Origin of the sequence: Paenirhodobacter hankyongi, assembly GCF_003664585.1 — a bacterium.
In the GTDB taxonomy this organism is placed as follows: Bacteria; Pseudomonadota; Alphaproteobacteria; order Rhodobacterales; family Rhodobacteraceae; genus Rhodobacter; species Rhodobacter hankyongi.
Map to the genome: position 1 here is coordinate 54,823 of NZ_RCHI01000009.1, position 25,637 is coordinate 80,459.

Here is a 25,637-nt window from a genome sequence, read left to right on the forward strand (position 1 = left end):
GCCTCAGCCTGCGCGCCCGGCGGCCTCGACGAACGCCACCAGCCGCGGCAGGCAGATCGTCTGCAGGTCGTATTTCTCGAGGATCGTTGCGCGCGCGGCCACGCGCAGCGGATCATAGCGCGCAGGATCGGCCAGCGCCTCGGTCAGCACGGTGGACCAGCCCGCGACATCGAAGAAATCGACGAGCCGGCCGTTCACCCCGTCGGTGATCACCTCGCGCAGGGGGGCGGTGTCCGACGCGATCACCAGCGCCTGCGCCGCCATCGATTCCATCAGCGACCAGCTCAGCACGAAGGGATAGGTCAGATAGGCATGCACCCGCCCGATCTGCAGGATCGAGACGAAATCGCCATAGCTGACGCGGCCGAGGAAATGCACCCGGCTCAGATCGAGCCGGTCGCCGACCTCGGCCAGCATCTTCTGCTTCCAGCTTTCCGCGTCCTTCGGTGCGCCGCCATAGCTCTGCCCCTCCTCGCCGACGATCAGCACCTGTGCCGCCGGGCGCGCGGCCATCACCGCGGGCAGCGCCCGCATGAAGGTGTGAAAGCCGCGATAGGGTTCGAGCGAGCGGCTGACGAAGGTCAGCACCTCGTCGCCCGGGTGGAAGGTCAGCGTCGTGCCCGGCACGGTGAAGCGCGCCGCCGGGTCGGGCTTCACCCGCTCGGTGTCGATACCGTCATGGCATACGGTAATCTTCGCGCGCAGCTCGGGCGGGAAGGTGTCGGCCTGGAACGCGGTGGGCGAGAGCGCGGCATCGGCCTGCACCATCGCCTGGATCAGATGCGCCGAGCGCGCGGTGGTCGAGATCCGGCTTTCCAGCCCGGGACGGGCGAACTCGGGGTCGAAATCGGTGTCGAGCCCGGTGGTGCGATACATCAGCTCGGCATAGACGAGCAGCTTCGCCTCGGGCCAGACCTCTTTCAGATAGAGCGTCTCGCCCCAGCCGGAATGGCCGAAGATCACGTCGGGCACATAGCCGTGGTGCTCGCGCAGGGTGCGGGCGGCGAAGGCCGCGCGCAGGCCGCGTTCGCTGACCTCGGCATACATCTTCGTCAGCCGCGGCTCGATCGTCACCTCGGAGGGCTTGCGGTATTTCACCACCCGCACCGGCGAGGGGCGGCCGTTCGTCTCGGCGGTCAGCGCCAGAACCTCGTGGCCGCGCGCCTGAAGGGCCGGGGCAAGGCGGGGAAACTGGCCCGGGAAATTCTGGTGGACGAACAGGATCTTCAAACGGTCTCTCCAAGCGCGGCCGCCATCAGCGCGCGGGTGTACCCGGTCTTCGGCGCAGCAAAGAGCTCGGCCGCGGGGCCGGCCTCGACCACGTCGCCGCGGCGCATCACCAGAACCTTGTGCGCGAGCGCGCGCACCACGCGCAGATCGTGGCTGATGAAGAGATAGGCAAGGCCATGGCGGCGCTGCAGCTCGCGCAGGAGATCGACGATCTGCACTTGCACCGTCATGTCGAGCGCCGAGGTCGGCTCGTCGAGCACCACGAGCCGCGGCCGCAGGATCATCGCCCGGGCGATGGCGATGCGTTGCCGCTGACCGCCCGAGAATTCGTGCGGATAGCGCTCCATCATCGCCGGGTCGAGCCCGGTCTCGGCCATGATCTCGGCCACCATCTCGCGGCGGTTGCGGCCGGGCTCGACGCCATGCACGGTCAGCCCCTCGGCGATGATCTGCTCGACCGTCATCCGTGGCGAGAGCGCGCCGAACGGGTCCTGAAAGACGATCTGCATGTCGCGGCGCAAGGGCCGCAGCGCCCGCGCCTGCCAGTGCGAGATTTCCTGCCCGGCGAAGGTGATCGGCCCCTCGCTCTCGATCAGGCGCATCAGGGCAAGGGCGAGCGTCGTCTTGCCCGACCCCGACTCGCCGACGATGCCCAGCGTCTCGCCGGCGCGCACGCTCAGCGTCGCGTCATTCACCGCCTTCACATGGCCCACGGTGCGGCGCAGGAGCCCGCGCTTGACCGGGAACCAGACCTTGAGGTGATCGGCCTTCAACAGTTCGGCCGCGTCCGCCGGCACCGGCTCGGCCCGGCCCTTCGGCTCGGCCGCGAGCAGCTTGCGGGTATAGGGGTGCTGCGGGTTCGCAAAGATCTCGGCCGCCGGGCCCTGCTCGACGATCTCGCCCTGGCTCATCACGCAGACCCGGTCGGCGATGCGCCGCACCACGCCCAGATCATGCGAGATGAACAGCAGCGACATCCCCTCCTCGGCCTTCAGCTCGGCCAGAAGCTCGAGGATCTGCGCCTGGATGGTGACGTCGAGGGCGGTCGTGGGCTCGTCGGCGATCAGCAGGTCCGGCCCGTTCGCCAGCGCCATCGCGATCATCACGCGCTGGCGCTGCCCCCCCGAGAGCTGGTGCGGGTAATCGGCAAGCCGGGTCTCGGGCTCGGGGATGCCGACGCGGGTCAGCAGTTCGAGGATGCGGGCGCGCGCCGCGGGGCCGGACAGCCCCTGATGCAGCGCGAGGCTCTCGCCGATCTGCTTCTCGATCGTGTGCAGCGGGTTGAGCGAGGTCATCGGCTCCTGGAAAATGAAGCTGATGTCATTGCCGCGCACCCGGCGCAGCTCGGCCTCGGGCGCGCCGATCATCTCGGCGCCGGCATAGCGCACCGAGCCCTCGAGCACCGCATTCGGGCCCAGAAGCGCCACCGTCGACAGCGCCGTCACCGACTTGCCGGACCCGGACTCGCCCACCAGCGCCACGGTCTCGCCCTTGTTCACGGCAAAGCTGACCCCCTTCACCGCGGGCACGAGCCGGCCGTCGGCGCGGAAGGAGATGCGCAGGTTCTCGACCTGGAGGACGGGGTTCATTTGAACACCTTTCTGGGGTCGAAGGCGTCCCGCACGCCCTCGAACACGAAGACGAGCAGCGAAAGCATGATCGAGAAGGTGAAGAAGGCGGTGAAGGCAAGCCAGGGCGCCTGCAGGTTCTGCTTGCCCTGCAGCGCCAGTTCGCCAAGCGACGGCGCGGAACTCGGCAGGCCATAGCCGAGGTAGTCGAGCGAGGCGAGGGTCGAGATCGCGCCGGTGATGACGAAGGGCAGCATCGTCAGGGTCGCCACCATCGCATTGGGCAGGATGTGGCGGAACATGATGACCCGGTCGGCAACGCCAAGCGCGCGGGCGGCACGCACGTATTCGAAGTTGCGCGCGCGCAGGAACTCGGCCCGCACCACGCCGGTCAGCGCCGGCCAGCCGAAGAGGATGACGATGAAGACCAGCAGCCAGAAGCCGCGCCCGAGGATCGCGAAGAGGATGATGATGACGTAAAGCGAGGGGGTCGAGGACCAGATCTCGAGCAGACGCTGCAAGATCAGGTCGGTGCGGCCGCCGAAATAGCCCTGCACCGCGCCCGCCGCGATCCCCACCACCGAGGAGATCGAGGTGACGATCAGCGCGAACAGAACCGAGGTGCGGAAGCCGTAGATCACCCGGGCGAGCACGTCGCGCGCGGTGTCGTCGGTGCCCAGCCAGTGCTGCGCATCAGGGGCGGACGGTGCGGCGCCGACATTGTTGATGGTGCGGTAATGATAGGGGATCGGTGGCCAGATCATCCAGCCGCGCTCGATCTTTTCGCCGCCGACGGTGCCGGCGGTCTTCGCCTCGGCCATCGTCTCCTCGGGCGTGTCCCAGCATTCCTCGCGCCCGCCGGTGACGATCAGGCATTGCACCGAGGGGTCGCGATAGATCGCCTCGGTGCGGAAGTCGCCACCGAAGGCGGTTTCCGGGTAGAAGCGATAGGCCGGCACGAAGACCTCGCCGCGATAGCGCACGAGGATCGGCTTGTCGTTCGCGATCACCTCGGCAAAGAGCGACAGCACGAACAACGTGGCGAACAGCACTAGCGACCAGAAGGCGCGGCGGTTGGCGCGGAAGTTGCGCCAGCGCCGGGCGTTCAGCGGCGACAGGATCATCAGCCGGCCCTCCGCTCGAAGTCGATGCGCGGATCGACGAAGACATAGGTCAGGTCGCTGAGGATGCCGACGACCAGCGAGATCAGCCCGAAGACGTAGAGCGTGCCGAAGATCACCGGGTAATTGCGCTCGACCGCCGCCTGGAAGCCCAGAAGCCCCAGCCCGTCGAGCGAGAAGATCGTCTCGACGATGATCGAGGAGCCGAAGAAGACGCCGAGGAAGGTGGCCGGGAAGCCCGCGATCACGATCAGCATGGCGTTGCGGAAGACGTGGCCGTAAAGGACCTTGCGCTCGCTCAGCCCCTTCGCCCGCGCGGTCATCACATATTGCTTGTTGATCTCGTCGAGGAAGGAGTTCTTCGTCAGCAGCGTCATCGTGGCAAAGCCCGAGATCGTCATCGCCACCGTCGGCAGGGTGATGTGCCACAGGTAGTCGAACGCCTTGCCCGCCATGCTGAGGCTGTCGAAATTGTCCGAGGTCAGGCCGCGCAGCGGGAAGATCTTCCAGAAGCTGCCGCCCGCGAACAGCACCATCAGCATCACCGCGAAGAGGAACGACGGGATCGCATAGGCGACGACGATCGCCCCCGAGGTCCAGGTGTCGAAGGGCGAGCCGTCCTTCACCGCCTTGCGGATGCCAAGCGGGATCGAGATCAGATAGGCGAGCAGCGTCGACCACAGGCCAAGCGAGATCGACACCGGCATCTTCTCGAGCACCAGCTCGACCACCGTCTTGTTGTGGAAGAAGCTCTTGCCGAAGTCGAAGGTCAGATAATCGCCCATCATCGTGACGAAGCGCTTCCAGGCCGGGATCTTTTCCTTGCGGCAATCGGGGTTCTTCAGATCGGGCGTCACCCCCTCGGGGCAGGTGATGCGCGCAAAGCCCATCTGCACCTCGAGCTGCGCCAGCAGCTCGGGCGAGATCCCGCGCGCGCCCTGATAGCCGCCGTCCTCGACGCCGCCCTGCCCCTGCGTGCCGGCATCGCCGCCGCCCGAGAGGTTGCGCATCGTGTCCGCCTCGCCCTGCACGCGGGCGATGATCTGCTCGATCGGCCCGCCGGGAACGAATTGCGTCAGCGTGAAGTTGATCAGCATGATCCCGAACAGCGTCGGAATCACCAGAAGCAACCGCCGCAGAATATAGGCCCCCATGCCTGTCCGCCCTTTCGTGCCGCGCCTTGGGTCAGAACGCCCCGGCGGCTTTCAGCTTTTCGCCCTTTTCGGCGTTGTACCACCAGAAGTCCAGCTCGCCGAGCGCGTGCGGCGGCAGCGCGGCGGGGTGCTCGTACATGTCGTAATAGGCGACGGTGTAGCTCGCCTTGAACCATTGCGGCACCCAGAAGTGGAAGGCGCGCAACGCACGGTCAAGCGCATGCACCCGCGGCGTCAGCTCGTCTTGCGTCTGCGCCTCCTCGACCAGCCGCACCAGCCCGTCGATGCCCGGGTTCGCAAGCCCCATGGCGTTGAACACGTCCCCCGCCCCGCCCGAGCCGAAATACTGCTGCAGATCGGCGCCCGGGATCTCGTTCTGGCCGAGCGAGGTGGTGATCATGTCATAGTCATGCGAGCGGCGCCGGTTTTCATATTGCGCGTCATCCACCCGCGCCATCGCGGCATCGACGCCCAGGGCGCGCAGGTTCTCGACATAGGGATTGACGACGCGGTCGAAGCTCTGGTCGTCGTTCAGGATCTCGACCTTCAGCGTCTCGCCCTTCGCATTGCGCCGCATGCCGTCATCGGCCACCGGCCAGCCCGCCGCATCGAGAAGCGCCGCCGCCTTGCGCAGGTTGCCGCGGTCGAGCTGGCGCTTGCCCGAAACCGGCGCCATCGCCACCGGATCGGTCAGCACCCCCGCGGGCAGATCGGCGGCGAAGGGCTTCAGGATCTCGGCCTCCTCGGGCGTGGGCGTGCCGGTCGCGGCCAGAGGCGAGTTCTCCCAGATCGAGTTCACCCGTGCGTAGATCCCGTAGAACAGCGTCTCGTTCGACCATTCGAAGTTGAACATCAGCCCGAGCGCCTCGCGCACGCGGATATCCTGGAACCGCTCGCGCCGCAGGTTGATGGCGAAGGCCTGCCCCGAGGCGACATTGCCGTTCGGCAGTTCCGCCTTCACCACCTGCCCCTTCTTCAGCGCCGGGAAGTCATAGCCCGTCGCCCAGGCAAGCGAGCTCGCCTCGTTGCGGAAGGTATAGCTTCCGGCCTTGAAGCCCTCGAAGGCGGCCTGATAGTCGCCGTAATACTCGACGCGGATCTTGTCGAAGTTGTAGCGCCCGACGTTGATCGGCAGTTTCGCCCCCCAATAGGCGGGGTTGCGCTTCCACACCACGGTGCGGCCGTTCTTGGCGCTGTCGAACGTATAGGGGCCCGAGCCGATCAGCGCCACCTGCGAGGATTTCGCCAGGTCGATGCCGTCGCGCGCGAACTGCGCCTTCGAGAACACCGGCAGCCCGCCCGCCGACTGGATGATGTCGCGCCGCGGATAGCCCGGCACGAAGGTGAACTTGACCCGTTTCGCATCGAGCACCTCGACCGAGGCGATCTGCTGCGCCACCACCGCGCGGAAGCTCGACAGCCCCTTGTCGCGCAGCTGCTCGTAGGAAAAGAGCACATCCTCGGTGGTCAGCGGCGTGCCATCCGAGAAGGTGATGCCGTCGCGCAGGGTGAAGATCACCCAGTCCTTCGAGGCCGGGTATTCGAGGCTTTCGCACAGCAGGCAATAGGCCTCGCCCACGGTGTCGTCGGTGCCGGCCAGCATCGATTCCTGCGAGATCGAGGACAGCGCCGCCGCCCGCCCCTCGAGCGTGTAGGGGTTGAAGTTGTCGAAGCCCCCCGGCGCCCATTCCGAGATCTCGCCGCCCTTCGGCGCCTCGGGGTTGACGTAGTCGAGATGGGCGAAATCGGGGCCGTATTTCAGGTTGCCCAGCGTCGAGATCGCCGTGGCGGTGATCGTCTCCTCGGCCCGGGCCCCGGCCGCGAGCCCCGCCCAGAGCGCCGCGCCCAGCAGCAGTGCCCCGACCATCCGTCCCGCACCATTGCCCTGCATCCGCCGCACCGCGACCATCGAACCCGTCATCCGTCTCTCCCGTATCTTGCCCGCCCAGCTAAAAGGGCATCGCGCCGGGGTGCAAGTTGCAACTGCGTGAGAGCATGGCAAAAGGGCCGCCCCCGCGGGACGGCCCTTCCGGAACGCGATCCGATCAGCCGTTCGGCGATCAGTTGCTCAGGCTTTTCAGATAGGTGATGACGTTGTTGCGGTCCTCGGCCTTGGGCAGGCCGGCGAAGGACATCTTGTTGCCCGGGATGTAGTCCTTCGGGCCGCTCAGCCACTGGTTCAGCGCCTCGAGCGTCCATTCGCCGCCATGCGCCTTGAGCGCGTCGGAATAGCCGAAGCCCTCGACCGAGGCGACCGGACGCCCGACGACGCCGTCAAGATGCGGGCCGGTGGCGTTGGTGCCGTCGACCTTGTGGCAGGCCTTACACTTGCCGAAGACCTTGGCGCCCTTCTCGGCATCGCCCTCGCCCAGCACGATCTGGACCTCTTCGGCCGGTGCCGCAGCGGCCGCGTCGCCGCCACCCGCGCCACCCGGGGCCGCGGTCATCATCGCGACCTCGGTGCCGTCGGCCGCGACATGCTCGCCCGAGGCGAGCGAGAACAGCTTGCCCGAGGCGCCATTGGCGACGAGGAAGAACAGGAAGGCGCCCAGCACGCCGCCCGCAGCCTTGGTGATGGTGGTCGAATTGAGCATGACTCGCCCCTGAGTTTCGCTGTCCAGTTGCCGGCACTTACCCGGTTTACCCCCTTGCTTTCAAGATTTTTTGAAGAAAGCTCCGAATTCTGCGCCTTTTGTCGCGCCTGGACGGCTTTTCCCGGCACCGGCGCGCGCGATCCGGCTTTTCCTGTCCGCGCGCGCGGTATAGGCAGGCGCGAGGAGAGACGGAGGGACCGATGAGCATTCCGCGCAAGGGCGTGATCGCATTCCAGGGCGAACTTGGCGCCTATTCGCACGAGGCCTGCCGCGAGGCGCGCCCGGACATGGAGGCCCTTCCGTGCAACACCTTCGAGGAGGTGATCGAGGCGGTGCGCCGCGGCGACGCCGATCTCGCGATGCTGCCGGTCGAGAACTCGACCTATGGCCGCGTCGCCGACATCCACCGTCTCCTGCCCGAATCCGGGCTGCACATCCTTGACGAGCTGTTCGTGCGGGTGCGGATCTGCCTGATGAGCGTGCCGGGTCGCAAGCTCGACGAGATCACCGACGTGCGCGCGCATCTGGTGCTGTTGCCGCAATCGGCGCGCTTCCTGCGCGAGCATGGCATCACCGGGCATGCCGCCGCCGACAGCGCCGGTGCCGCGGCGGATCTGGCGCGCAGCCAGGCCCCGGGCGAAGGCGTGCTGGCCTCGGCCCTTGCCGCCGAGATCTATGGCCTCGAGGTGCTCGCCCATGACATCGAGGACCACGCCCACAACACCACCCGCTTCCTGGTGATGGGGCGCGAGCCCGACCTGAAGCGGCGCGGCCACGGCCGGATGATGACCACCTTCGTGTTCCGCGTGCGCAACATCCCGGCCGCGCTCTACAAGGCGCTTGGCGGCTTCGCGACGAATGGCGTGAACATGACCAAGCTCGAAAGCTACATGGTCGACGGCAATTTCACCGCGACGCAGTTCTATGCCGATGTCGAGGGACACCCCGATGACAGCAACCTGCGTCTGGCGCTCGACGAACTCGACTATTTCACCTCGAACATGGCGCTGCTCGGCGTCTATCCCGCCGACCCGCGCCGGCACGGCTGAGTCCCCCGCGCGCGGCGCGGCTCAGGCCGCGCCCTGCGTTGCGGCGAAGCGCGCGCCAAGCGCCGCACCGAAGGCCGCGATGCGCTCCTCGAAACGATGCTCGAGCCGGCCGCGACCGAGCTTTGCCGATTGCAGCAGCAACCGTGCGCCCAGCGTGCGCGGCTTTGCCTCGAGCGTCACATGCAGCCGCGCCCGCCCCGTCGCCGGTTCGACGATCTGCAGCGTCAGGCTCAGCTCGAACCCGTGCGACTTGCCGAAATAGTCGAGCGCGGCGGGACGTTCGAAACGGGTGATCTCGGCGCTCAGCTGGCGCAGCCGGCCGCGGAAGCGAAAGCCGATGTCCCAGGCCATCCCCGCCCCCGGCGCCGCAAGCGTGTCGGTGCGCCGCAGGCTGACGCCCTTGCGCCGCGCCGCACGCTCGAAGGTCGAGAAATCGGCAAGCTGGTCGAAGACGAATTCAGCCGGGGCGGCGATGTCGGCGCGGCCGGAAAACTTCATGCCGAGGCTCCTTGAACGATCGTGGCCCGGAGCGCCCGGGCGAAAGGGATATCGGGGCAAGGTGCCGTCAATGCAACCGGTCCGCAAGCCATTGGCGCAGCATCCAGCCCGCGATGGCGCCCGAACGTGGCGCCCGGATCACGGGATCGACGCCGGCAAAGACCGCCGCCAGCCGCTCGCGGCTGATCCACAGCGCGTCCTCGATCTCGGCCGGATCGCAGGCGATCTCGGTGCTTGTGGCCTCGGCGGCGCAGCCGATCATCAGCGAGGCCGGGAACGGCCAGGGCTGCGAGACGAGCAGCCGCACCGGTCCGACCCGCACCGCGGTTTCCTCGAACACCTCGCGGCGGACGGCGGATTCGACCGGCTCGCCCGGCTCCATGAAGCCCGCAAGGCAGGAATACATCCCCTCGGGCCAGCCCGGCGACCGGCCAAGCAGCACCGAGTTGCCGCGGGTGACGCACATGATGACGCAAGGGTCGGTGCGCGGGAAATGCTGCGTGTTGCAGGCCGGGCAGATCCGCTGCCAGCCGCCGAGTGCGGGTGCGCTGGCCGCACCGCAGGCCGAGCAGAAACCATGCGTGCCGTGCCAGTTCAACAGCGCCCGCGCCGTCGCCGCAAGCTCCGCCGCGCGCGGATCAAGCCGCATCATCGCGCCGCGCAGATCGGCGAAGGCCGCGCCTGCCGGCAGGTCCGGGTGATGCTGCGCGCTACCGTCGAAGAAGGCGCCGAAATCGGGCTCGGGCCCCTCGGGCACCCAGGGCGAGAGATCGGCGGCAAAGACCGGCGCCCCGCCCGACAGCCCCAGAAAGATCAGCCCGCCCGTCATGTGCGACAGCAGCTCCGCCCCCGGCGCAAGACCGGCCAGCCCGGCGCCCAGCACCGGATCGGCCGCGGCCTCCTCGCCCGCCAGCAGCGGACGGCCGCGCCAGAACGGCAGGATCCGCGCCGCGGGATCGGCCGCCATCCGCGCCAGCGCCGCGGCATCCCCGCGCAGATAGGCTGCGCGATCAAGCCCCGAGCCCGCGAAGGCAAGGCCCGGCCGGGCATCGACCGCCATCGTCGCGGCATCGAAACGGGGATCTGGGGGACAGGCGTCAGACATGGGAGCTCCGGCACGGCGCGGGGCGATCTGCCCTGCCCCTTCCTTTTGCCATGCTGCGGCGGCAAAAGGCCAGCGGCGTTGCGCCCTCGCCGGACTGCGCCCGATCCGCCGCAGCGCCGGAAAAGGCGCAACCGGTGGTTGAAACTTGGTAAATTCGGCTTAGGCTGGCACAGCGTCGTTCCGGCTGCCCGCGCCTTTTTCGCGGGCCCCGGGCCGATGGCGGAAGGGAACGGACATGGCGCGGACGGCAGAGGGGACGGCTTCGGACGAGGCAGGAGCAGACCGGGTGCGGCTGCGCGTGCTGGCGACGACCGACGTGCATGGCCACCTGCGCGCCCATGATTACGGCCAGGACCTGCCCGAGGACGATTGCGGCCTGACCCGGATCGCGAGCCTTGTCGCGACCGCCCGAGCCGAAGTGCCGAACACCCTGCTGCTCGACAATGGCGACATCCTGCAGGGCACGCCGCTCGTCGACCACTGGGCGCGGCGGGGGCTGGCGGCAGGCGAGGTGCACCCGGTCTTCGAGGTGATGAACGCGCTTGGCTACGATGCCGGCACGATCGGCAATCACGAGTTCAACTTCGGCCTCGACTATCTCGCCCGCGCGCTGGCGGGGGCGGGGTTTCCGCTGACCTGCGCCAATGCGGTTCGACGCGCCGGGGCGACACCGCTCGAGGACGAGACACTGCTGCCGCCCTGGGTGATCCTCGAGCGTGACCTCACCGATGCGGCCGGGCGCGTGCGGCGGCTGAAGATCGGGGTGATCGGCTTCGTGCCGCCGCAGATCCTGATGTGGGACCGGCTGCAGCTCGAGAACCGTCTGACCGCGCGCGGCATCACCGAGGCGGCCCGCGCCCATGTGCCGGCCCTGCGCGCGGCGGGGGCGGATGTCGTGATCGCGCTGGCACACACCGGGATCGAGCCGCACCTGCCGCCCGACCTGCCCGACCGCGCGACGGAACATGCCGCCGTGCCGCTGGCCGCCGTGCCCGGGATCGACGCGCTGATCTGCGGCCACAGCCACCTCTCCTTCCCCGGCCCCGACACCGCCGCGACCGCGGCCGTCGACCCCGTGCGCGGCCTGATCCATGGCAAGCCGGCGGTGATGCCGGGCCGCTGGGGCTCGCACCTGGGGGTGCTCGATCTGGTGCTGGCGCCCACCGACGCGGGGGGCTGGCGGGTCGAGACGGGCCGCGCCACCCTGCGCCCGGTGCGCGATGCCCGCACCGGCATCCCCGCGCCCGAGGCCCCCGCCCTCGTCGCCCGCATCGCCCCCGCGCACGAAGAGGTGCGGCGCGACCTCGCCCGGCCGGTCGGCAGACTGACCCGGCCGATCCAGAGCTTCTTCTCGATGGTCGCGCCCGACGCCGGGCTGGACCTCGTCGCCGCCGCGCAAAGCGCCCATGTCCGCGCCCGCCTTGCCGGCCGACCCGAGGCGGCGCTGCCGGTTCTGGCCGCGGTGGCGCCCGGGAAATGCGGCGGGCGCGGCGGCCCGGGCTTCTTCACCGACATCCCGGCCGGACCGCTCTCGCGCCGCCACGTGCTCGAGATGTGCCTGTTCCCGAACACCGTCACCGCGGTGCGGGTGAGCGGTGCGCGGCTGGCCGACTGGCTCGAGCGGGCGGCCTGCGTCTTTGCCACCATCGCCCCGGGGCGGGCCGATCAACCGCTGCTCGACCCGGCCTTTCCCTGCTACAACTTCGACGTGCTCGTCGGGCTGAGCTACGAGATCGACCTCAGCCAGCCGGCCCGCTTCGCCCCCGACGGCAGCCCGGCCAGCGACAGCCGGCGCATCCGCAACCTGCGCCACGCCGGCCGCCCCATCGACCCCGCGGCCGAGTTCGTGATCGCCACGAACAGCTATCGCAGCTCGGGCGCAGGCGGCTTTCCGGGGGCGGCCGAGGGTGTCCTCGACCTCGGCCCCGCCACCAGCTCGCGCGTCGTGCTGTTCGACAGCCTCGGCCAGGACCCGCCGCCGTCCCCCGCGGCCGATCCGGTCTGGCGCTTTGCCCCGATCGCGGGCGCCAGCGCGCTTCTCGAAACCTCGCCGCGTGCCGCCGGGCGCCTCGCCGAGGCCGGCGCCGCCGCCGCGCGCCTTGAGGAGCTCGGCCTGACCGCTGCCGGCTTTCTTCAGATTCGGGTGCATTTCTGACCAGATTGCGCAAAGCGTTTCATCAGATGCGCAAAATTCAGGCCAAATGGAAACGTCTGGTCAAAATTTGACCACATGGCCCATATCTTCCCGGTCTCTGCCCCGACGTGCAGCGCATGTTGCATTCCCCCTGCCCGACGGATGGGCGCAGGATCGGCCCGACCTCAGAACCGGGAGTTTGACCAAGATGTTTCACCGCACCCTGACGGGATTGGCCGCCGCCGCAACGGTGCTGGGCTTCACCGCCCCGGCGCTGCACGCCGAAACCACCGTGCCTTTCGCCCTCGACTGGAAGTTCGAGGGCCCCGCCGCGCCCTACACGCTGGCCGTCGACAAGGGGTTCTACAAGGCCGAGGGCCTCGATGTGCAGGTGACCGAGGGCGCGGGCTCGCTCGACGCGATCCCGAAAGTGGCGACCGGTGCCTTCCCGCTCGGCTTCACCGACATCAACTCGCTGATGAAATTCCTCGACCAGAACCCCGGCGCCCCGGTCACCGCGGTGATGATGGTCTATGACAAGCCCGCCTTCGCCGTCGTCGGCCGCAAGTCGCTCGGCATCGAGACGCCGAAGGATCTCGAGGGCAAGGCGCTCGGCGCGCCGCCGCCGGACGGGGCCTGGGCGCAGTTCCCGATCTTCGCCAAGGAACAGGGCCTCGACATGTCGAAGATCACCGTCGAGCCGGTGGGCTTCCCGGTGCGCGAGCCGATGCTGGCCGAGGGCAAGGTCGCCGCGATCACCGGCTTCTCCTTCACCTCGACGCTGAACGCCGAACGGCTCGGCGTGCCGGCCGACGATCTGACCGTGCTGCTGATGGCCGATTACGGCGTCGCGCTCTACGGCAACGCGATCATCGTCAACACCGACTGGGCGAAGGCCCACCCCGAGATGGTGACGGGCTTCCTGCGCGCCACCGCGAAGGGCTGGAAAGAGGCGATCGCCGCCCCCGCCGCCGCCGTCGAGACCCTGGTGAAACGCAACCCGGCCGCCGATGCGGGGCTCGAGACCAAGCGCCTCGAGCTCGCCATCGCCGGCAACGTGCTGACCGACTACGTCAAGGAACACGGCATGGGCAACGTCGACGCGGCCCGTTTTGCCAAGTCGATCGAACAGCTCGGCACCACCTACGAGTTCAAGACCACGCCCGAGGCGAAGACCTTCTTCGACCCGGAATACCTGCCCACTGACGGCAGCCTGATGCTGCAATGACCGGACCGGGGGCCTTCGGGCCCCCGTCCTCGCTCAAGGTGGGACCATGCAGAAATTCATCGACATCCGCGGCGTGAAACACGCCTACAAGACGAAGAACGGCCCGCTGCCGGTTCTCGACGGGCTCGACGTGGGCGTGGGCGAGGGCGAGTTCTGCGCCGTCGTCGGCCCTTCGGGCTGCGGCAAATCCACGCTGACACGGCTTGTCTCGGGACTGATGCGGCCCGACGAGGGCGCGGTGGTGCTTGACGGGCAAGAGGTGTCGAGCCCGCGCAAGACCGTGGGCATGGCGTTCCAGAACCCGGTGATGCTCGAATGGCGCACCATCCTCGAGAACGTGATGCTGCCGCTCGAGATCGTCGCGCCGGGCATGGGGCGCGCCGAAAAGGAGGCGCGCGCCACCCATCTGCTCGAGATGGTCGGGCTGAAGGGCTTCGAGAAGAAGCGCCCCTCGGAGCTTTCGGGCGGCATGCGCCAGCGCGCCTCGCTGTGCCGCGCCATCGTGCACAAGCCGCAGGTGCTGATCATGGACGAACCCTTCGGCGCGCTCGACAACTTCACCCGCGAGGATCTGTGGCAGACGATGCGCGACCTGCGCGCGGCCGAGCCCTTCACCTGCATCCTCATCACCCATGACCTGCGCGAAAGCGTGTTCCTCGGCGATCAGGTGATCGTGCTCTCGGGCCGCCCGGCCAGGACGCAATACGTGCTTGATGTCGACCTGCCGGCCGACCGCACGATCGACATTCTCTATGAACCGAAGGCGGTCGCGATGCTGCACCTTCTGCGCGAGCAGATCCGCATCGCCCAGGGCCGCGACGGAGACCTGCACTGATGGACCGCGCGCAAAAAATCCTCGTGCCGCTTGCGGCGATCGTGATCTTCCTCGTGCTGTGGGAGTTCGTCGTCTGGGTGAACGGCTGGCCCGATTACAAGATGGCCGCCCCCTCGGACCTGCCGCCGGCATTCTGGAAGTTCCACACCCTGTTCCTGACGATGGGCTGGCAGACGCTGTGGCGCACCGTGCTGGGGCTCGGCCTCGCCGTCGTCTTCGGCACCTTCCTCGGCATGGTGATGGGGTTCTCGAAGATCGCGCGCGACGGGCTCTACCCCCTGCTCGTCGGCTTCAACGCGATCCCGAAGGCGACGCTGGTGCCGGTGATCGCGCTGATCTTCATCGGCCAGCACGATTTCAACACCGTGCTGATGGCCTTCCTGATCTCCTTCTTCCCGATCGCGGTCTCGGTCGGCATCGGGCTCAGCACGCTCGAGCCCGAATACCGAGACATCCTCGCCGCGCTCGGCGCCTCGAAGTTCACCATCTTCCGCAAGATCGCCCTGCCGAAGACCCTGCCCGAGTTCTTCGGCGCGCTGAAGGTCGCGGTGACGCTCGCCTTCATCGGCACCAACCTCGTCGAGATCGTCAGCCCGCATGGCAAGGGGCTCGGCGCGCTCTTCCTCTCGGGGCAGACGAACTCGGACTATCCGCTGATGTTCGCGGTGCTGATCGCCCTCGCCGTGCTCGGCATCGTGCTCTACTACGCCGTCGTCGCACTCGAGAAGATCTTCGCCGGCTGGGCCGAGCGCAGCCCGGGCTGAAACGCCCCCTGCGCTTCCAATTGCCCCAAATATCCCGGGGGTGAGGCCGAAGGCCGAGGGGGTAGCGCCCCCTCCCTTCCCCGCCGCCGCCCACGCCACCTTGCAAGGCGCAGGGCCCCGCGCTAGGGGCAGTCAGCGTCCCCCGCGCCAAGGTGTGCAACAATGTCCCTGCCGATCCTCTTCGCGGTGCTGGCCGCGGCCCTGCTGCATGCGCTGTGGAACGCCCTCGTCCGCCTTGGCGGCTCGAAGATCCGGGCGATGGCGATGCTGTCGCTGGCCGAGGCGGGGGTGGGGCTTGCGATCGTGCTTGCCCGCCCGCTCCCCGCCGCCGCGGCCTGGCCCTGGCTGATCGCCTCCTGCGGGTTGCAGGTCGCCTACAAGACTTTCCTCGCCCATGCCTATGAGGCGGGCGATCTGAGCCGGGTCTATCCGATCTCGCGCGGCACGGCGCCGATGCTGGTGGCGATCGTCTCGGCGCTCTTCGCGATCGACCCGATCGCGCCGGCGGGCTACCTCGGCGTCGCGGTGCTGGCCTCGGGCATCCTGTTCATGGCGCATGGCGTCTTCACCGATGGCGAAAGCCGCCGGCTTCTGCCCTTCGCCCTTGGCGCGGCGCTGTCGACGGCCAGCTATACGCTGGTCGACGGTATCGGCGCGCGGGTCTCGGGCGATGCGGCGGGCTATGTCGGCTGGCTGATGATGGGCAGCGGGCTCATCTTCGCCCTGGCGGCCCCCGCCTGGCGCGGCGCGGCGATGCTGCGCGGCTCGGCGCGCGACTGGCTCTTTGCCGCCCTTGGCGCCGCCGCCTCCTATGGCGCCTATGCGATCTCGATCTGGGCGATGACCCGCGCGCCGATCGCCCTCGTCGCGGTGCTGCGCGAGACCTCGATCCTGTTTGCGGTGCTGATCGGCTGGCTCGTCTTCCACGAGCGGATGACGCGGACGAAGGCGGTGGCGGCGGCGCTGATCGTGACCGGCGTGGTGCTGACCCGGCTTTAGGCGGCGCGGCGCTCGGGCACGATCTGCTGCACGATGCCGACGAAGAGCAGATAGACCGAGGTCACCACCAGCCCCCAATGCGCCCAGCTTTGCGGGTGGAAATGCACCATCGCCGCCCAGGCGGCGAACACCGTCCAGGCGAGCGACATCGGCAGCGACAGGGCGCGCCAGCGTTTCGTGCGGGTCGGGTGGATGAATTTCAGCGGGAAGAACATCCCCACCGCCAGCACCAGCACCACACCGAGGATGACATAGTAATCGGGCTTCAGCGCGAACAGCACCAGCACCACCATGTTCCAGCACGCGGGAAAGCCCGAGAAGGAATTATCCTTCGTCTTCATCCGGGTATCGGCGAAATAGATGACGCTCGCATAGGTGATGGCGATGATCGCGAGCCAGCCGGTCCAGCCCGGCAGCAGCCCCGATTTGAACAGCGCATAGGCCGGCACGAAGACATAGGTCAGATAGTCGACGATCAGGTCCATCAGCACGCCGTCATAGGTCGGGCAGTTGTGCTTGACGTCGTAATGGCGGGCCAGCGGCCCGTCGATGCCGTCGACGACCAGCGCGACGACCAGCCACAGGAACATCAGCGACCACTTCTGCTCGACGGCGGCCAGCATGGCAAGCATCGACAGCACGGCGCCGGTGGCGGTGAGCAGATGCACGGAAAGGGCTTTGAGACGGATGTTCATGCGGGCCTTCCTGCCGCAATCGGGCCAAGGGTGCAAGCCTCGCCTCACCTCGCGTCAGCAATTGGCCAAACCGTTGCCGCGCGCCCTCAGGCGCGGGGATGGGCGGCCTGATAGACCTGCATCAGCCGCGCCGTGTCGACCGCGGTATAGACCTGGGTCGTGGCCAGGCTCGCATGGCCCAGAAGTTCCTGGATCGCGCGCAGATCGCCACCCGCGGCCAGCAGATGGGTGGCAAAGCTGTGGCGCAGCGCATGTGGTGTCGCCGTCGCCGGCAGGCCAAGCGCATTGCGCGCAAGCTCCATCGCCTTCTCGATCTGGCGCGGGTTCAGCGCGCCGCCGCGCACGCCGCGGAAAAGCGGCGCCTGCGCCTCGACCGGCCAAGGGCAAAGCCGCACATACTCGGCCACCGCGTCGCGCGCGGCGGGCAGCACCGGCACCAGCCGCTCCTTGTCGCCCTTGCCGCGGATGCGCAGCACCTCGGGCAGCGGATGGGCGGCGCCGGTGAGCCCGAGCGCCTCCGAGATCCGCAGCCCGCAGCCGTAAAGCAGCGTCACCACCGCCGCGTCGCGCGCCGCGACCCAGGGCTCCATCGCCTGCAGCTCGACCTGCTCGATCACCGCCTTCGCCGCATCGACGGCGAGCGGCCGCGGCAGCTTGCGGGTGTATTTCGGCGCGCGCGCCGACAGCACATGCGTGGCGTCGAACCCCTCGCGGTCGGACAGCCAGCGGATGAAGCTTTTGACCGAGGACAGCGCCCGGGCGAGCGAGCGCGCCGACAGCCCCCGCCCCCGCTCATGCGCCATCCAGGCCCGCATGTCGGACTGTTCCAGCGCGCCAAGCCGCGCCAGCCCGAGGCTTTCGCCGTGATGGCCGTGCAGGAACCCCAGAAACCCCGCGACATCGGTGCGATAGGCGGCAATCGTGTGTTCGGAGGCGCCGTCGAGCGCGCGCATCTGGCCAAGCCAGCGCGCCAGCGCATCGCCTGTGGCGGGCGAAAAGCCCGGCTGGGTCATGCCAGCCAGCGGCGCATCGCACGCTCGAAGACCGCGCCGAAGAAGCCCAGAAGATCGGTGCCCTGCGTCGGCTTGAACTGGTGCGGGTCCTCGGCGCCGAAGACCAGCATGCCCGGAAGCCGCCCCGCGCCCAGATCGAGCGCCAGCGCCGCTTCCGAGCGGATCCAGGCCGCCGCCTCGCCATAGATCGCCTCGGATTGCGGCTGGCACTGGCGCAGCACCACCTGCCGCGGCTGACCGCCGCGGGCGGGGCGCATGTATTCGGCGACGAAGCCCGGCTCGGCCACGCACAGCACCTCGCCCAGCCGGCGCAGGACCGCATCCTCGCCGCCATGCTGACTTTCGAGCACCAGCCGCACCGTGTCGACGCGCAGCACCTCGGCGACCTCGGTCGTGAGGTTCCTGAGGAAGGCCTCGAAATCGACGGGATCGAGCAGCGCCAGCACCGCGCGATGGATCTGATTGGTGCCGGCCAGATTCTCGTAGGCCGCCGCGATCACCGAGCGATGCGTATCCTCGAGCCGGTCGAGCCGCCGCTCGAGCCGCGCCATGGCGACGCCGCGCAGGTCGACGATGTTCGCCCCCATCGCGCGCTCGTTCGCGGCGACAAGCGCGCGCATCAGGTCGCGGTCCTCGAGGATCACGTCGGGATCGGAAATGATCTTGTCGCGCAGCTGCTGCGCGAATGCGGTATCGCTCATGCCTGTCTCGTGCCCGGTGGTTCGCGGTCTTTTGCGCGATCCTACACGCGATCGTGGTCAATTGCAGGTGAATTCTGTCCCCGCACCACGGCGCCGAAACGAAAACGGCCCGCCGAGACGGCGGGCCGGGGCACGGGATCTGCAGCTCGGATCAGACGATCTTCTGCCCGGTCTTCGCCCAGTCCTTGAGGAACTGGTCAAGCCCCTTGTCGGTCAGCACGTGGTTCGCCATCGCCTTGATCACGGCGGGCGGCGCAGTGATCACGTCGGCGCCGATCTTCGCGCATTCGGTGATGTGGTTCACGTTGCGGATCGAGGCGGCCAGGATTTCCGTCTTGTAATCGTAGTTGTCATAGATCGTGCGGATGTCGTCGATCAGCTCGACACCGTCGAGGTTGATGTCGTCGAGACGGCCGATGAAGGGCGAGACGAAGCTCGCCCCGGCCTTCGCCGCGAGGATCGCCTGCGCGGCCGAGAAGCACAGCGTGACGTTGACCATGTGGCCTTCGGATGCGAAAGCCTTGCAGGCGGTCAGGCCATCCCAGGTGAGCGGCACCTTGATCGCGATGTTGGAGGCGATCTTGGCAAGCTTCAGACCCTCGGTGATCATGTCCTTGGCCTCGGTGGCCACGACCTCGGCCGAGACCGGGCCCGAAACCATGTCGCAGATCTCCTTTGTCACCTCGAGGATGTCGCGGCCCGATTTCAGGATCAGCGAGGGGTTGGTGGTGACACCGTCGACCATGCCGAGATCGTTCAGTTCCTTGATCGCCGCCACATCGGCGGTATCGACGAAGAATTTCATGGGAAGCCTCCAGAGCAGCAATTGCGGGCCAGATAGCGCAAACGCCTCGCTTTGGCGAGAGGGGATCGGGTCCGGCGCGACCGGGCGAAGGGGGGCACTGCCCGCCGGCGGCATCGAAAGTCTGTCCCATGACTGAGGTTGGGTTCCATCCCGAAGGCAGCCGCGTCGCGGTGCTGACGGCCGAGCCGATCGGGCGACCGCTCGACTATCTCGCGCCCGAGGGCGGCTGTTTCCCCGGCGCCTTCGTCGAGGTGCCGCTTGGCCCGCGCAAGGTGATGGGCGTGGTCTGGGGGCCGGGCGACGGGCGTTTCGACGCGGCCCGGCTGCGCGCGGTGGCGCGGGTTCTCGACGTGCCGCCGATGCGCGCCGAGCTGCAGGCCTTCCTGATCCGGATGGGCGCCTATACCATGACCTCGCTGCCGGCGATGCTGCGGCTGGCGACGCGCACGCCGGGGCTCTTCGACGCGCCCGGCGCGCGCAAGGTCTATCGCCGCGGCGCGGGCGAGCCCGGGCGGCTGACCGAGGCGCGCGAGCGGGTGCTCAAGGTGCTCGATGCCCATGACGGCGGCGGCTTCTACCTGACCGAGCTTGCGCAGCTCGCGGGCGTCACGCCGCAGGTGGTGAAGGGGCTGGTCGCGACCGGTGCGGTCGACGAATTCGAGCAGCCGCGCGACCTGCCCTTCCCGCGGCTCGACCCCGCCTTGCCGGGCAAGGTGCTGTCCGAGGATCAGGCGGCCGCGGCCGCGGCGCTGCGCGCGGGCATGGGCGGGTTCGGGGTGACGCTTCTCAAGGGCGTCACCGGCTCGGGCAAGACCGAGGTCTATCTCGAGGCGGTCGCCGCCTGTCTGGCCGCCGGGCGGCAGGCACTGGTGCTGCTGCCCGAGATCGCGCTGACCACCGAATTCATCGCCCGCGTCGAGGCCCGCTTTGGCGCACGGCCGGGCGAATGGCATTCGGGCGCGACGCAGGGCGAGCGGCGGCGGCTGTGGCGGATGTGCGCCGAGGGCGGGGTGCAGATGGTGGTGGGCGCACGCTCAGCGCTGTTCCTGCCGTTCCGCGACCTCGGCCTGATCGTCGTCGACGAGGAGCACGACGGATCGTACAAGCAGGAAGAGGGCGTGCTGTACAACGCCCGCGACATGGCCGTGCTGCGCGCCTCCTTCGCCACGGCACAGGTGGTGCTGGCCTCGGCCACGCCCTCGCTCGAAAGCTGGGTGAACGCGGAAAGCGGCAAATACGCGCGCATCGACCTCGCCGCGCGGTTCGGCGTGTCGGAGCTTCCGGAGATGCGGGCGATCGACCTGCGCGAGGAACGGATCGAAAGCGCACACTGGATCTCGCCCACCCTCGTCGGCGAGGTGGTGAAGCGGCTTGGCAGCGGCGAGCAGTCGATGCTGTTCCTGAACCGGCGCGGCTATGCCCCCGTCACCATCTGCCGCGCCTGCGGCCATCAGATCGGCTGCGACCATTGCGACGCGCGGATGGTCGAGCACCGTTTCATGAAGCGCCTCGTCTGCCATCAATGCGGCGAGACGAAGCCGATCCCCACCGCCTGCCCGAGCTGCGGCGTCGAGGGCAAGCTCGCCCCGGTCGGGCCGGGCGTCGAGCGGCTGGCCGAGGAAGTGGCCGAGCGCTTCCCGACGGCGCGGCTCTCGGTGCTGAGCTCGGATCTCTTCGGCTCGGCCCGCGCGCTGAAGGAGGCGATCGCCGACATCGCGGCAGGCGGCGCCGACATCATCATCGGCACGCAGATCGTGGCGAAGGGGCACAACTTCCCGCGGCTGACGCTGGTGGGCGTGATCGACGCGGACCTCGGGTTGCAGGGCTCGGACCTGCGCGCGGCCGAGCACACGTTCCAGCTGATGCGGCAGGTGGCGGGGCGCGCGGGGCGCGCGGATAAGCCCGGCCTTGCGCTGTTGCAGACCTGCCAGCCCGAGCATCCGGTGATCCGCGCGATCCTTGGCGGCGACGAGGAAGCGTTCTGGCGCGCCGAGGCCGCGGCGCGGCGCGCGCAGGGGGTGCCGCCCTTCGGCCGGATGGCGGGGATCATCCTGTCCGGCCCCGAGGTGGCGCCGCTCTTCGAGATCGGCAATGCGCTCGCGCACGCGCCGGCGCCGCTCGCCCGCATCGGCGCGCAGGTCTTCGGCCCGGCGCCCGCGCCGATCGCGCGGGTGCGCGGCCGGCACCGGGTGCGGATGCTGGTGAAGGCCGAGAAGGGCGCACCGTTGCAGGACGCGCTGCGCGCCTGGCTGCGGCAGGTGAAGCTGCCCGCGCAGGTGCGGCTTGCCATCGACATCGACCCGCAGTCGTTCCTGTGACGCTGCGCGGCCTTGAATTCCGGGGGCGGCGCTTGTATCTCCCCCTGTCCCCACCGTAGAATGGGAAGAACAGCCGGGGCCACTCCCCCGGCAGGACCGATGAAAGGGTGCCCATGTCCTGGACCGATGAACGCGTCGAACTTCTGAAGAAGATGTGGTCCGAGGGTCAGTCCGCGAGCCAGATCGCCAAGGAGCTCGGCGGCGTCACCCGCAACGCCGTGATCGGCAAGGTGCACCGGCTTGGCCTGTCGAACCGCGCCGGCGCGGAAGGCGCCGCGCCCGAGGCCGAAGCGCCGGTGGCGAAGCCTGTCGTCGAGCCGACACCCGCGCCCGAACCCGTCGCCGCCCGGCCCGAACCGGCGCCCGAACCGGTGCGCGCCGCACCCGCCCAGCCCGTGCGCCCCACCGTCGTGCCGCGCCCCGAGCCCGTCGCCGCGGTCGCAACGCCCGCGATGCGCAAGCCCGTGGTGCCCGCCGGCCAGCCGCTGCCGCCGCAGCCCTCGCTGAACGAGATCAGCCCCGAGACCCTCGCCTCGGTGCGCGAGGTCGAAAAGCGGTCGCGCAAGATCTCGCTGATGGAGCTGACCGAGCGCACCTGCAAATGGCCGATCGGCGACCCGGCGACCGACAACTTCTATTTCTGCGGCCTGCCGAGCCAGCCCGGCAAACCCTATTGCGAAGCGCATGTCTCGGTCGCGTTCCAGCCGATGAGCACCCGCCGCGACCGGCGGCGCTAAGCGGGACGCGGGGCGCTGCCCCGCACCCCGAGGTATTTCCAGCAAGATGAAAGGGCGGGTCACAGGGCCCGCCTTCGCCGTCGAGAGGGCGAGATGAGCCAGAACCCCCCGAACCTGCGCCCCGACCTGGCGCCGCATCCCCGTTTCGACGAGCCCCGCCGCGAGGGCCAGCCGACGATCGGCATGGTCTCGCTCGGCTGCCCGAAGGCGCTGGTCGACAGCGAGCGGATCCTGACCCGGCTGCGCGCCGAGGGCTATGCGATCTCGCCCGATTACACCGGCGCCGATGCGGTGATCGTCAACACCTGCGGCTTTCTCGACACCGCCAAGGCCGAAAGCCTCGAGGCGATCGGCGAGGCGCTGACGGAGAACGGCAAGGTGATCGTGACCGGCTGTCTGGGCGCCGAGCCCGAGTTCATCACCGGCGTGCATCCCAAGGTTCTGGCGGTGACCGGGCCGCAGCAATACGAGCAGGTTCTGGATGCCGTGCATGGTGCCGTGCCGCCCGCGCCCGATCCGTTCATCGACCTGCTGCCGGCGACCGGCGTCAAGCTGACGCCGCGCCATTACAGCTATCTGAAGATTTCCGAGGGCTGCAACCACGCCTGCAAGTTCTGCATCATCCCCGACATGCGCGGCAAGCTGGTCTCGCGCCCGGCGCATGCGGTGCTGCGCGAGGCCGAGAAGCTGTTTGATGCCGGGGTGCGCGAGCTTCTGGTGATCTCGCAGGACACCTCGGCCTACGGGCTTGACCGCAAGCACGACCTCAGCCCCTGGAAGGGCGGCGAGGTGCGCGCCCATATCACCGATCTCGCCCGCGAGATGGGCAAGATGGCGCGCGAGGCCGAGGCCTGGGTGCGGCTGCATTACGTCTATCCCTACCCGCATGTACGCGACCTGATCCCGGTGATGGCCGAGACCGGCGCCGGCGGCGGTGTGCTGCCCTATCTCGACATCCCGTTCCAGCACGCCCACCCCGACGTGCTGAAACGCATGGCGCGGCCCGCGGCCTCGGCGAAGACGCTTGACGAGATCGCCGCCTGGCGTGCCGCCTGCCCCGAGATCGTCCTGCGCTCGACCTTCATCGTCGGCTATCCCGGCGAGACGGAAGCGGAATTCCAGTATCTGCTCGACTGGATGGACGAGGCGCAACTCGACCGCGTCGGCTGCTTCCAATACGAGAACGTCAAGGGCGCGCGCTCGAACGCGCTGCCCGACCATGTGCCCGCAGAGGTCAAGCAGGACCGCTGGGAGCGGTTCATGGAGAAGGCGCAGGCGATCTCGGAAGCGAAGCTCGCCGCCAAGGTCGGCAGCCTGCAACAGGTGATCGTCGACGAGGTTGATGCCGAGGGCGCCACCTGCCGCACCCGCGCCGACGCGCCCGAGATCGACGGCAACCTGTTCATCGACGAGGATTTCGAGGGGTTGCAGCCCGGCGACATGCTGATGGTCGAGGTCGAGGACGCCTCGGAATACGATCTCTGGGGCCGGCGGATCTGAGCGGCGGGCGGTTTTTCGCCGCCTGCCATGATCGCGCCCGATTTGGGGCGGACAGTGGCCCCCGTTTGCGGCAGGTTCGCCGCAACCGGAGGATGAAATGACCCTGACGCTGCCCCGCCCTGCCCTGCTGCTGCTGCTGTCCCTTGCCCTGCCGCAAACCGCCGGCGCGGTGACCAGCCAGGGCGCCTGCACCATCTCGCAACCCGTGGTGTCGCAGATGGCGCAGATGGTGAATGCCGAGCGCCAGGCCCACGGCCTGCCGCCGCTGAAGGTCGATGCCAAGCTGAATGCCGCTGCCCAGGCCCATGCCTGCGACATGGCATCGAAGGGCTATTTCGACCATGTCGAGCCGAATGGCTCGACGCCAAAGGTCCGGGTCAAGCGCGCCGGCTTCCGCACCTGCCTGACCGCCGAGAACATCTCGCTCGACTGGAAAAGCCCGGAACGGGCGATGCAGGCGCTGATGGTCTCTCCCGGGCACCGCGCGAACATCCTGCGCCGCGGGATGACCTCGCTCGGCATCGGTTACGTGCCGCGGCAGGGCAATGCCGGCCCCTGGTTCGTGCAGGTCTTCGCGAAGGGTTGCTGAAGGCACAGCAAAAGGGCGGCCCGAAGACCGCCCCTGTTGCCTGGTCCCTTGCGGGTCGGCTCAGCTGTCACGCCCCATCGCGACCTGCGGGTTCACGATGGTGTTGCGGTTCTGGTGCGAGACGACGAAGGTCACCGTCTGCAGATCGCCCTGACGCTGCGCCTTCTGCACGCGGATCAGTTCGGCCGTGGTGTATTCGGCCGGATTCAGCCCGACCTGCGCCGCGATCTGCGCCTTGCCGGCGGTCACCGCATCGCCCTGCGCCGCACCCACGCGGTTCAGGAAGTAGTCGTAGGTGCTCTGGTCGCCCGCATCGCGCGCGCCGAGCAGCTGATGCAGCTCCGTCGCGCTATAGGCGCCGGCGTCGACGCCCAGATAGTTGGCGATCTGCTGCAGACCCTGGTTCGTTTCGGCCGCCGAAGCGACACCCGCCGAAAGCACAAGCGCAACCGCCGCGTAAGTCATGTTCCGTTTCATCTTTTCTCTCCGTTCCTTGGAGCCGGGGCGGTCATCGCCGCATCCGCACAGCTCCGTCCGTCTTGTCAGTCTGTCGGCCGAGCCGGCCCGGCTCAGCTGTCACGCCCCATCGCGACCTGCGGGTTCACGATGGTGTTGCGGTTCTGGTGCGAGACGACGAAGGCCACCGTCTGCAGGTCGCCCTGACGCTGCGCCTTCTGCACGCGGATCAGCTCGGCCGTGGTGTATTCGGCCGGGTTCAGCCCGACCTGCGCCGCGATCTGCGCCTTGCCGGCGGTCACCGCATCGCCCTGCGCCGCACCGGCATGCTTCAGGAAGTAGTCGTAGGTGCTCTGGTCGCCCGCATCGCGCGCGCCGAGCAGCTGATGCAGCTCCGTCGCGCTGTAGGCGCCGGCGTCGACGCCCAGATAGTTGGCGATCTGCTGCAGGCCCTGGTTCGTTTCGGCCGCCGAAGCGACACCCGCCGAAAGCACAAGCGCAACCGCCGCGTAAGTCATGTTCCGTTTCATCTTTTCTCTCCGTA

At 68.7% G+C, this 25,637-nt stretch carries 24 protein-coding genes; 10 read left to right on the forward strand and 14 right to left on the reverse strand.

The genetic code is table 11. The features are described from left to right. Positions 1-3: 3 nt before the first annotated feature. The 6 genes from DYS74_RS11205 to DYS74_RS11230 all read right to left on the reverse strand — a co-directional run bounded on the left by DYS74_RS11205 (position 4) and on the right by DYS74_RS11230 (position 7,667). The gene (locus DYS74_RS11205) at positions 4-1,230 is read right to left on the reverse strand and encodes a glycosyltransferase (RefSeq protein WP_121533785.1); all 1,227 of its coding nucleotides are present in this window, start codon (positions 1,228-1,230) and stop codon (positions 4-6) included. Continuing rightward, positions 1,227-2,819, reverse strand: coding sequence for an ABC transporter ATP-binding protein (locus tag DYS74_RS11210; protein ID WP_121533786.1), 1,593 nt, complete (start codon positions 2,817-2,819; stop codon positions 1,227-1,229). Before DYS74_RS11210 ends, DYS74_RS11205 begins: the two co-directional genes overlap by 4 nt. Further along, on the reverse strand, positions 2,816-3,922 hold the full coding sequence (locus DYS74_RS11215; RefSeq protein ID WP_121533787.1) for an ABC transporter permease: 1,107 nt from the start codon (positions 3,920-3,922) through the stop codon (positions 2,816-2,818). Before DYS74_RS11215 ends, DYS74_RS11210 begins: the two co-directional genes overlap by 4 nt. Next, positions 3,922-5,073 (reverse strand): microcin C ABC transporter permease YejB, encoded by a 1,152-nt coding sequence (locus DYS74_RS11220; protein WP_121533788.1) that lies wholly within the window; start codon positions 5,071-5,073, stop codon positions 3,922-3,924. The genes DYS74_RS11215 and DYS74_RS11220 overlap by 1 nt, the downstream gene beginning before the upstream one ends. A 31-nt stretch (positions 5,074-5,104) precedes the next feature. Then, positions 5,105-6,994: an extracellular solute-binding protein gene (locus tag DYS74_RS11225; RefSeq protein ID WP_121533789.1), complete on the reverse strand. Its 1,890-nt coding sequence runs from the start codon at positions 6,992-6,994 to the stop codon at positions 5,105-5,107. Between the two features lie 139 nt (positions 6,995-7,133). After that, positions 7,134-7,667 (reverse strand): c-type cytochrome, encoded by a 534-nt coding sequence (locus DYS74_RS11230; protein ID WP_121533790.1) that lies wholly within the window; start codon positions 7,665-7,667, stop codon positions 7,134-7,136. Between the two features lie 200 nt (positions 7,668-7,867). Between DYS74_RS11230 and DYS74_RS11235 the strand changes: the two genes are divergently transcribed. Further along, positions 7,868-8,716 carry a prephenate dehydratase gene (locus DYS74_RS11235; RefSeq protein ID WP_121533791.1) on the forward strand — a complete coding sequence of 283 codons (849 nt, stop codon included), beginning with the start codon at positions 7,868-7,870 and terminating at the stop codon, positions 8,714-8,716. A 21-nt stretch (positions 8,717-8,737) separates the two neighbouring features. On the opposite strand, the gene DYS74_RS11240 is transcribed toward DYS74_RS11235, so the two are convergent. Beyond that, positions 8,738-9,214, reverse strand: a complete 477-nt coding sequence (locus DYS74_RS11240) for an SRPBCC family protein (RefSeq protein WP_121533792.1) — start codon at positions 9,212-9,214, stop codon at positions 8,738-8,740. A 67-nt stretch (positions 9,215-9,281) separates the two neighbouring features. Then, a complete protein-coding gene (gene nudC, locus DYS74_RS11245; protein WP_121533793.1) occupies positions 9,282-10,274 on the reverse strand; it encodes an NAD(+) diphosphatase in 993 nt (330 codons plus the stop codon). Positions 10,275-10,554: 280 nt separating this feature from the next. Between nudC and DYS74_RS11250 the strand changes: the two genes are divergently transcribed. The 5 genes from DYS74_RS11250 to DYS74_RS11270 all read left to right on the forward strand — a co-directional run bounded on the left by DYS74_RS11250 (position 10,555) and on the right by DYS74_RS11270 (position 16,279). Beyond that, entirely contained in the window at positions 10,555-12,474 is a 1,920-nt protein-coding gene (locus DYS74_RS11250) for a bifunctional 2',3'-cyclic-nucleotide 2'-phosphodiesterase/3'-nucleotidase (RefSeq protein ID WP_121533794.1), read from the forward strand. Positions 12,475-12,661: 187 nt separating this feature from the next. Next, the gene (locus DYS74_RS11255) at positions 12,662-13,681 is read left to right on the forward strand and encodes an ABC transporter substrate-binding protein (RefSeq protein ID WP_121533795.1); all 1,020 of its coding nucleotides are present in this window, start codon (positions 12,662-12,664) and stop codon (positions 13,679-13,681) included. Between the two features lie 46 nt (positions 13,682-13,727). Next, a complete protein-coding gene (locus DYS74_RS11260; protein ID WP_121533796.1) occupies positions 13,728-14,516 on the forward strand; it encodes an ABC transporter ATP-binding protein in 789 nt (262 codons plus the stop codon). Then, positions 14,516-15,280 carry an ABC transporter permease gene (locus DYS74_RS11265; RefSeq protein ID WP_121533797.1) on the forward strand — a complete coding sequence of 255 codons (765 nt, stop codon included), beginning with the start codon at positions 14,516-14,518 and terminating at the stop codon, positions 15,278-15,280. The genes DYS74_RS11260 and DYS74_RS11265 overlap by 1 nt, the downstream gene beginning before the upstream one ends. A gap of 162 nt (positions 15,281-15,442) precedes the next feature. After that, the gene (locus DYS74_RS11270; protein ID WP_121533798.1) at positions 15,443-16,279 is read left to right on the forward strand and encodes a DMT family transporter; all 837 of its coding nucleotides are present in this window, start codon (positions 15,443-15,445) and stop codon (positions 16,277-16,279) included. Here DYS74_RS11270 and DYS74_RS11275 read toward each other — a convergent pair. From DYS74_RS11275 to fsa, 4 genes are all read right to left on the reverse strand, one after another. Then, positions 16,276-16,974, reverse strand: a complete 699-nt coding sequence (locus tag DYS74_RS11275; RefSeq protein WP_121533799.1) for a CDP-alcohol phosphatidyltransferase family protein — start codon at positions 16,972-16,974, stop codon at positions 16,276-16,278. The two genes, DYS74_RS11270 and DYS74_RS11275, sit on opposite strands and share 4 nt — an antisense overlap. 86 nt (positions 16,975-17,060) lie before the next feature. Beyond that, a complete protein-coding gene (locus DYS74_RS11280; RefSeq protein WP_121533800.1) occupies positions 17,061-17,987 on the reverse strand; it encodes a tyrosine recombinase XerC in 927 nt (308 codons plus the stop codon). Next, positions 17,984-18,688: a DUF484 family protein gene (locus DYS74_RS11285; protein WP_121533801.1), complete on the reverse strand. Its 705-nt coding sequence runs from the start codon at positions 18,686-18,688 to the stop codon at positions 17,984-17,986. Before DYS74_RS11285 ends, DYS74_RS11280 begins: the two co-directional genes overlap by 4 nt. 151 nt (positions 18,689-18,839) lie before the next feature. Next, positions 18,840-19,493: a fructose-6-phosphate aldolase gene (gene fsa, locus DYS74_RS11290; protein ID WP_113899573.1), complete on the reverse strand. Its 654-nt coding sequence runs from the start codon at positions 19,491-19,493 to the stop codon at positions 18,840-18,842. A gap of 128 nt (positions 19,494-19,621) precedes the next feature. Here fsa and DYS74_RS11295 point away from each other — a divergent pair, with 128 nt between their 5' ends. From DYS74_RS11295 to DYS74_RS11310, 4 genes are all read left to right on the forward strand, one after another. Then, positions 19,622-21,811, forward strand: a complete 2,190-nt coding sequence (locus DYS74_RS11295) for a primosomal protein N' (RefSeq protein ID WP_121533802.1) — start codon at positions 19,622-19,624, stop codon at positions 21,809-21,811. A 113-nt stretch (positions 21,812-21,924) separates the two neighbouring features. Next, positions 21,925-22,548, forward strand: a complete 624-nt coding sequence (locus DYS74_RS11300; protein WP_121533803.1) for a GcrA family cell cycle regulator — start codon at positions 21,925-21,927, stop codon at positions 22,546-22,548. 93 nt (positions 22,549-22,641) lie between these two features. Beyond that, positions 22,642-24,048 carry a 30S ribosomal protein S12 methylthiotransferase RimO gene (gene rimO, locus DYS74_RS11305; protein WP_121533804.1) on the forward strand — a complete coding sequence of 469 codons (1,407 nt, stop codon included), beginning with the start codon at positions 22,642-22,644 and terminating at the stop codon, positions 24,046-24,048. 97 nt (positions 24,049-24,145) lie between these two features. Next, entirely contained in the window at positions 24,146-24,637 is a 492-nt protein-coding gene (locus DYS74_RS11310) for a CAP domain-containing protein (protein WP_121533805.1), read from the forward strand. A 60-nt stretch (positions 24,638-24,697) separates the two neighbouring features. Here the strand turns inward: DYS74_RS11310 and DYS74_RS11315 are convergent, their stop codons facing one another. Next, the gene (locus DYS74_RS11315) at positions 24,698-25,114 is read right to left on the reverse strand and encodes a hypothetical protein (protein WP_121533806.1); all 417 of its coding nucleotides are present in this window, start codon (positions 25,112-25,114) and stop codon (positions 24,698-24,700) included. A gap of 92 nt (positions 25,115-25,206) precedes the next feature. Next, entirely contained in the window at positions 25,207-25,623 is a 417-nt protein-coding gene (locus DYS74_RS11320) for a hypothetical protein (RefSeq protein ID WP_121533807.1), read from the reverse strand. Positions 25,624-25,637: the final 14 nt, after the last annotated feature.

Coding starts and splice junctions, on each gene's coding strand:
- fsa (WP_113899573.1), bottom strand. CDS start 19,493: ATGAAATTCTTCGTCGATACCGCCGATGTGGCGGCGATCAAGGAACTG.
- DYS74_RS11260 (WP_121533796.1), top strand. CDS start 13,728: ATGCAGAAATTCATCGACATCCGCGGCGTGAAACACGCCTACAAGACG.
- DYS74_RS11215 (WP_121533787.1), bottom strand. CDS start 3,922: ATGATCCTGTCGCCGCTGAACGCCCGGCGCTGGCGCAACTTCCGCGCC.
- DYS74_RS11255 (WP_121533795.1), top strand. CDS start 12,662: ATGTTTCACCGCACCCTGACGGGATTGGCCGCCGCCGCAACGGTGCTG.
- nudC (WP_121533793.1), bottom strand. CDS start 10,274: ATGGCGGTCGATGCCCGGCCGGGCCTTGCCTTCGCGGGCTCGGGGCTT.
- DYS74_RS11250 (WP_121533794.1), top strand. CDS start 10,555: ATGGCGCGGACGGCAGAGGGGACGGCTTCGGACGAGGCAGGAGCAGAC.
- DYS74_RS11230 (WP_121533790.1), bottom strand. CDS start 7,667: ATGCTCAATTCGACCACCATCACCAAGGCTGCGGGCGGCGTGCTGGGC.
- DYS74_RS11240 (WP_121533792.1), bottom strand. CDS start 9,214: ATGAAGTTTTCCGGCCGCGCCGACATCGCCGCCCCGGCTGAATTCGTC.
- DYS74_RS11310 (WP_121533805.1), top strand. CDS start 24,146: ATGACCCTGACGCTGCCCCGCCCTGCCCTGCTGCTGCTGCTGTCCCTT.
- DYS74_RS11265 (WP_121533797.1), top strand. CDS start 14,516: ATGGACCGCGCGCAAAAAATCCTCGTGCCGCTTGCGGCGATCGTGATC.
- rimO (WP_121533804.1), top strand. CDS start 22,642: ATGAGCCAGAACCCCCCGAACCTGCGCCCCGACCTGGCGCCGCATCCC.
- DYS74_RS11270 (WP_121533798.1), top strand. CDS start 15,443: ATGTCCCTGCCGATCCTCTTCGCGGTGCTGGCCGCGGCCCTGCTGCAT.
- DYS74_RS11315 (WP_121533806.1), bottom strand. CDS start 25,114: ATGAAACGGAACATGACTTACGCGGCGGTTGCGCTTGTGCTTTCGGCG.
- DYS74_RS11235 (WP_121533791.1), top strand. CDS start 7,868: ATGAGCATTCCGCGCAAGGGCGTGATCGCATTCCAGGGCGAACTTGGC.
- DYS74_RS11280 (WP_121533800.1), bottom strand. CDS start 17,987: ATGACCCAGCCGGGCTTTTCGCCCGCCACAGGCGATGCGCTGGCGCGC.
- DYS74_RS11275 (WP_121533799.1), bottom strand. CDS start 16,974: ATGAACATCCGTCTCAAAGCCCTTTCCGTGCATCTGCTCACCGCCACC.
- DYS74_RS11320 (WP_121533807.1), bottom strand. CDS start 25,623: ATGAAACGGAACATGACTTACGCGGCGGTTGCGCTTGTGCTTTCGGCG.
- DYS74_RS11210 (WP_121533786.1), bottom strand. CDS start 2,819: ATGAACCCCGTCCTCCAGGTCGAGAACCTGCGCATCTCCTTCCGCGCC.
- DYS74_RS11295 (WP_121533802.1), top strand. CDS start 19,622: ATGACTGAGGTTGGGTTCCATCCCGAAGGCAGCCGCGTCGCGGTGCTG.
- DYS74_RS11225 (WP_121533789.1), bottom strand. CDS start 6,994: ATGACGGGTTCGATGGTCGCGGTGCGGCGGATGCAGGGCAATGGTGCG.
- DYS74_RS11220 (WP_121533788.1), bottom strand. CDS start 5,073: ATGGGGGCCTATATTCTGCGGCGGTTGCTTCTGGTGATTCCGACGCTG.
- DYS74_RS11285 (WP_121533801.1), bottom strand. CDS start 18,688: ATGAGCGATACCGCATTCGCGCAGCAGCTGCGCGACAAGATCATTTCC.
- DYS74_RS11300 (WP_121533803.1), top strand. CDS start 21,925: ATGTCCTGGACCGATGAACGCGTCGAACTTCTGAAGAAGATGTGGTCC.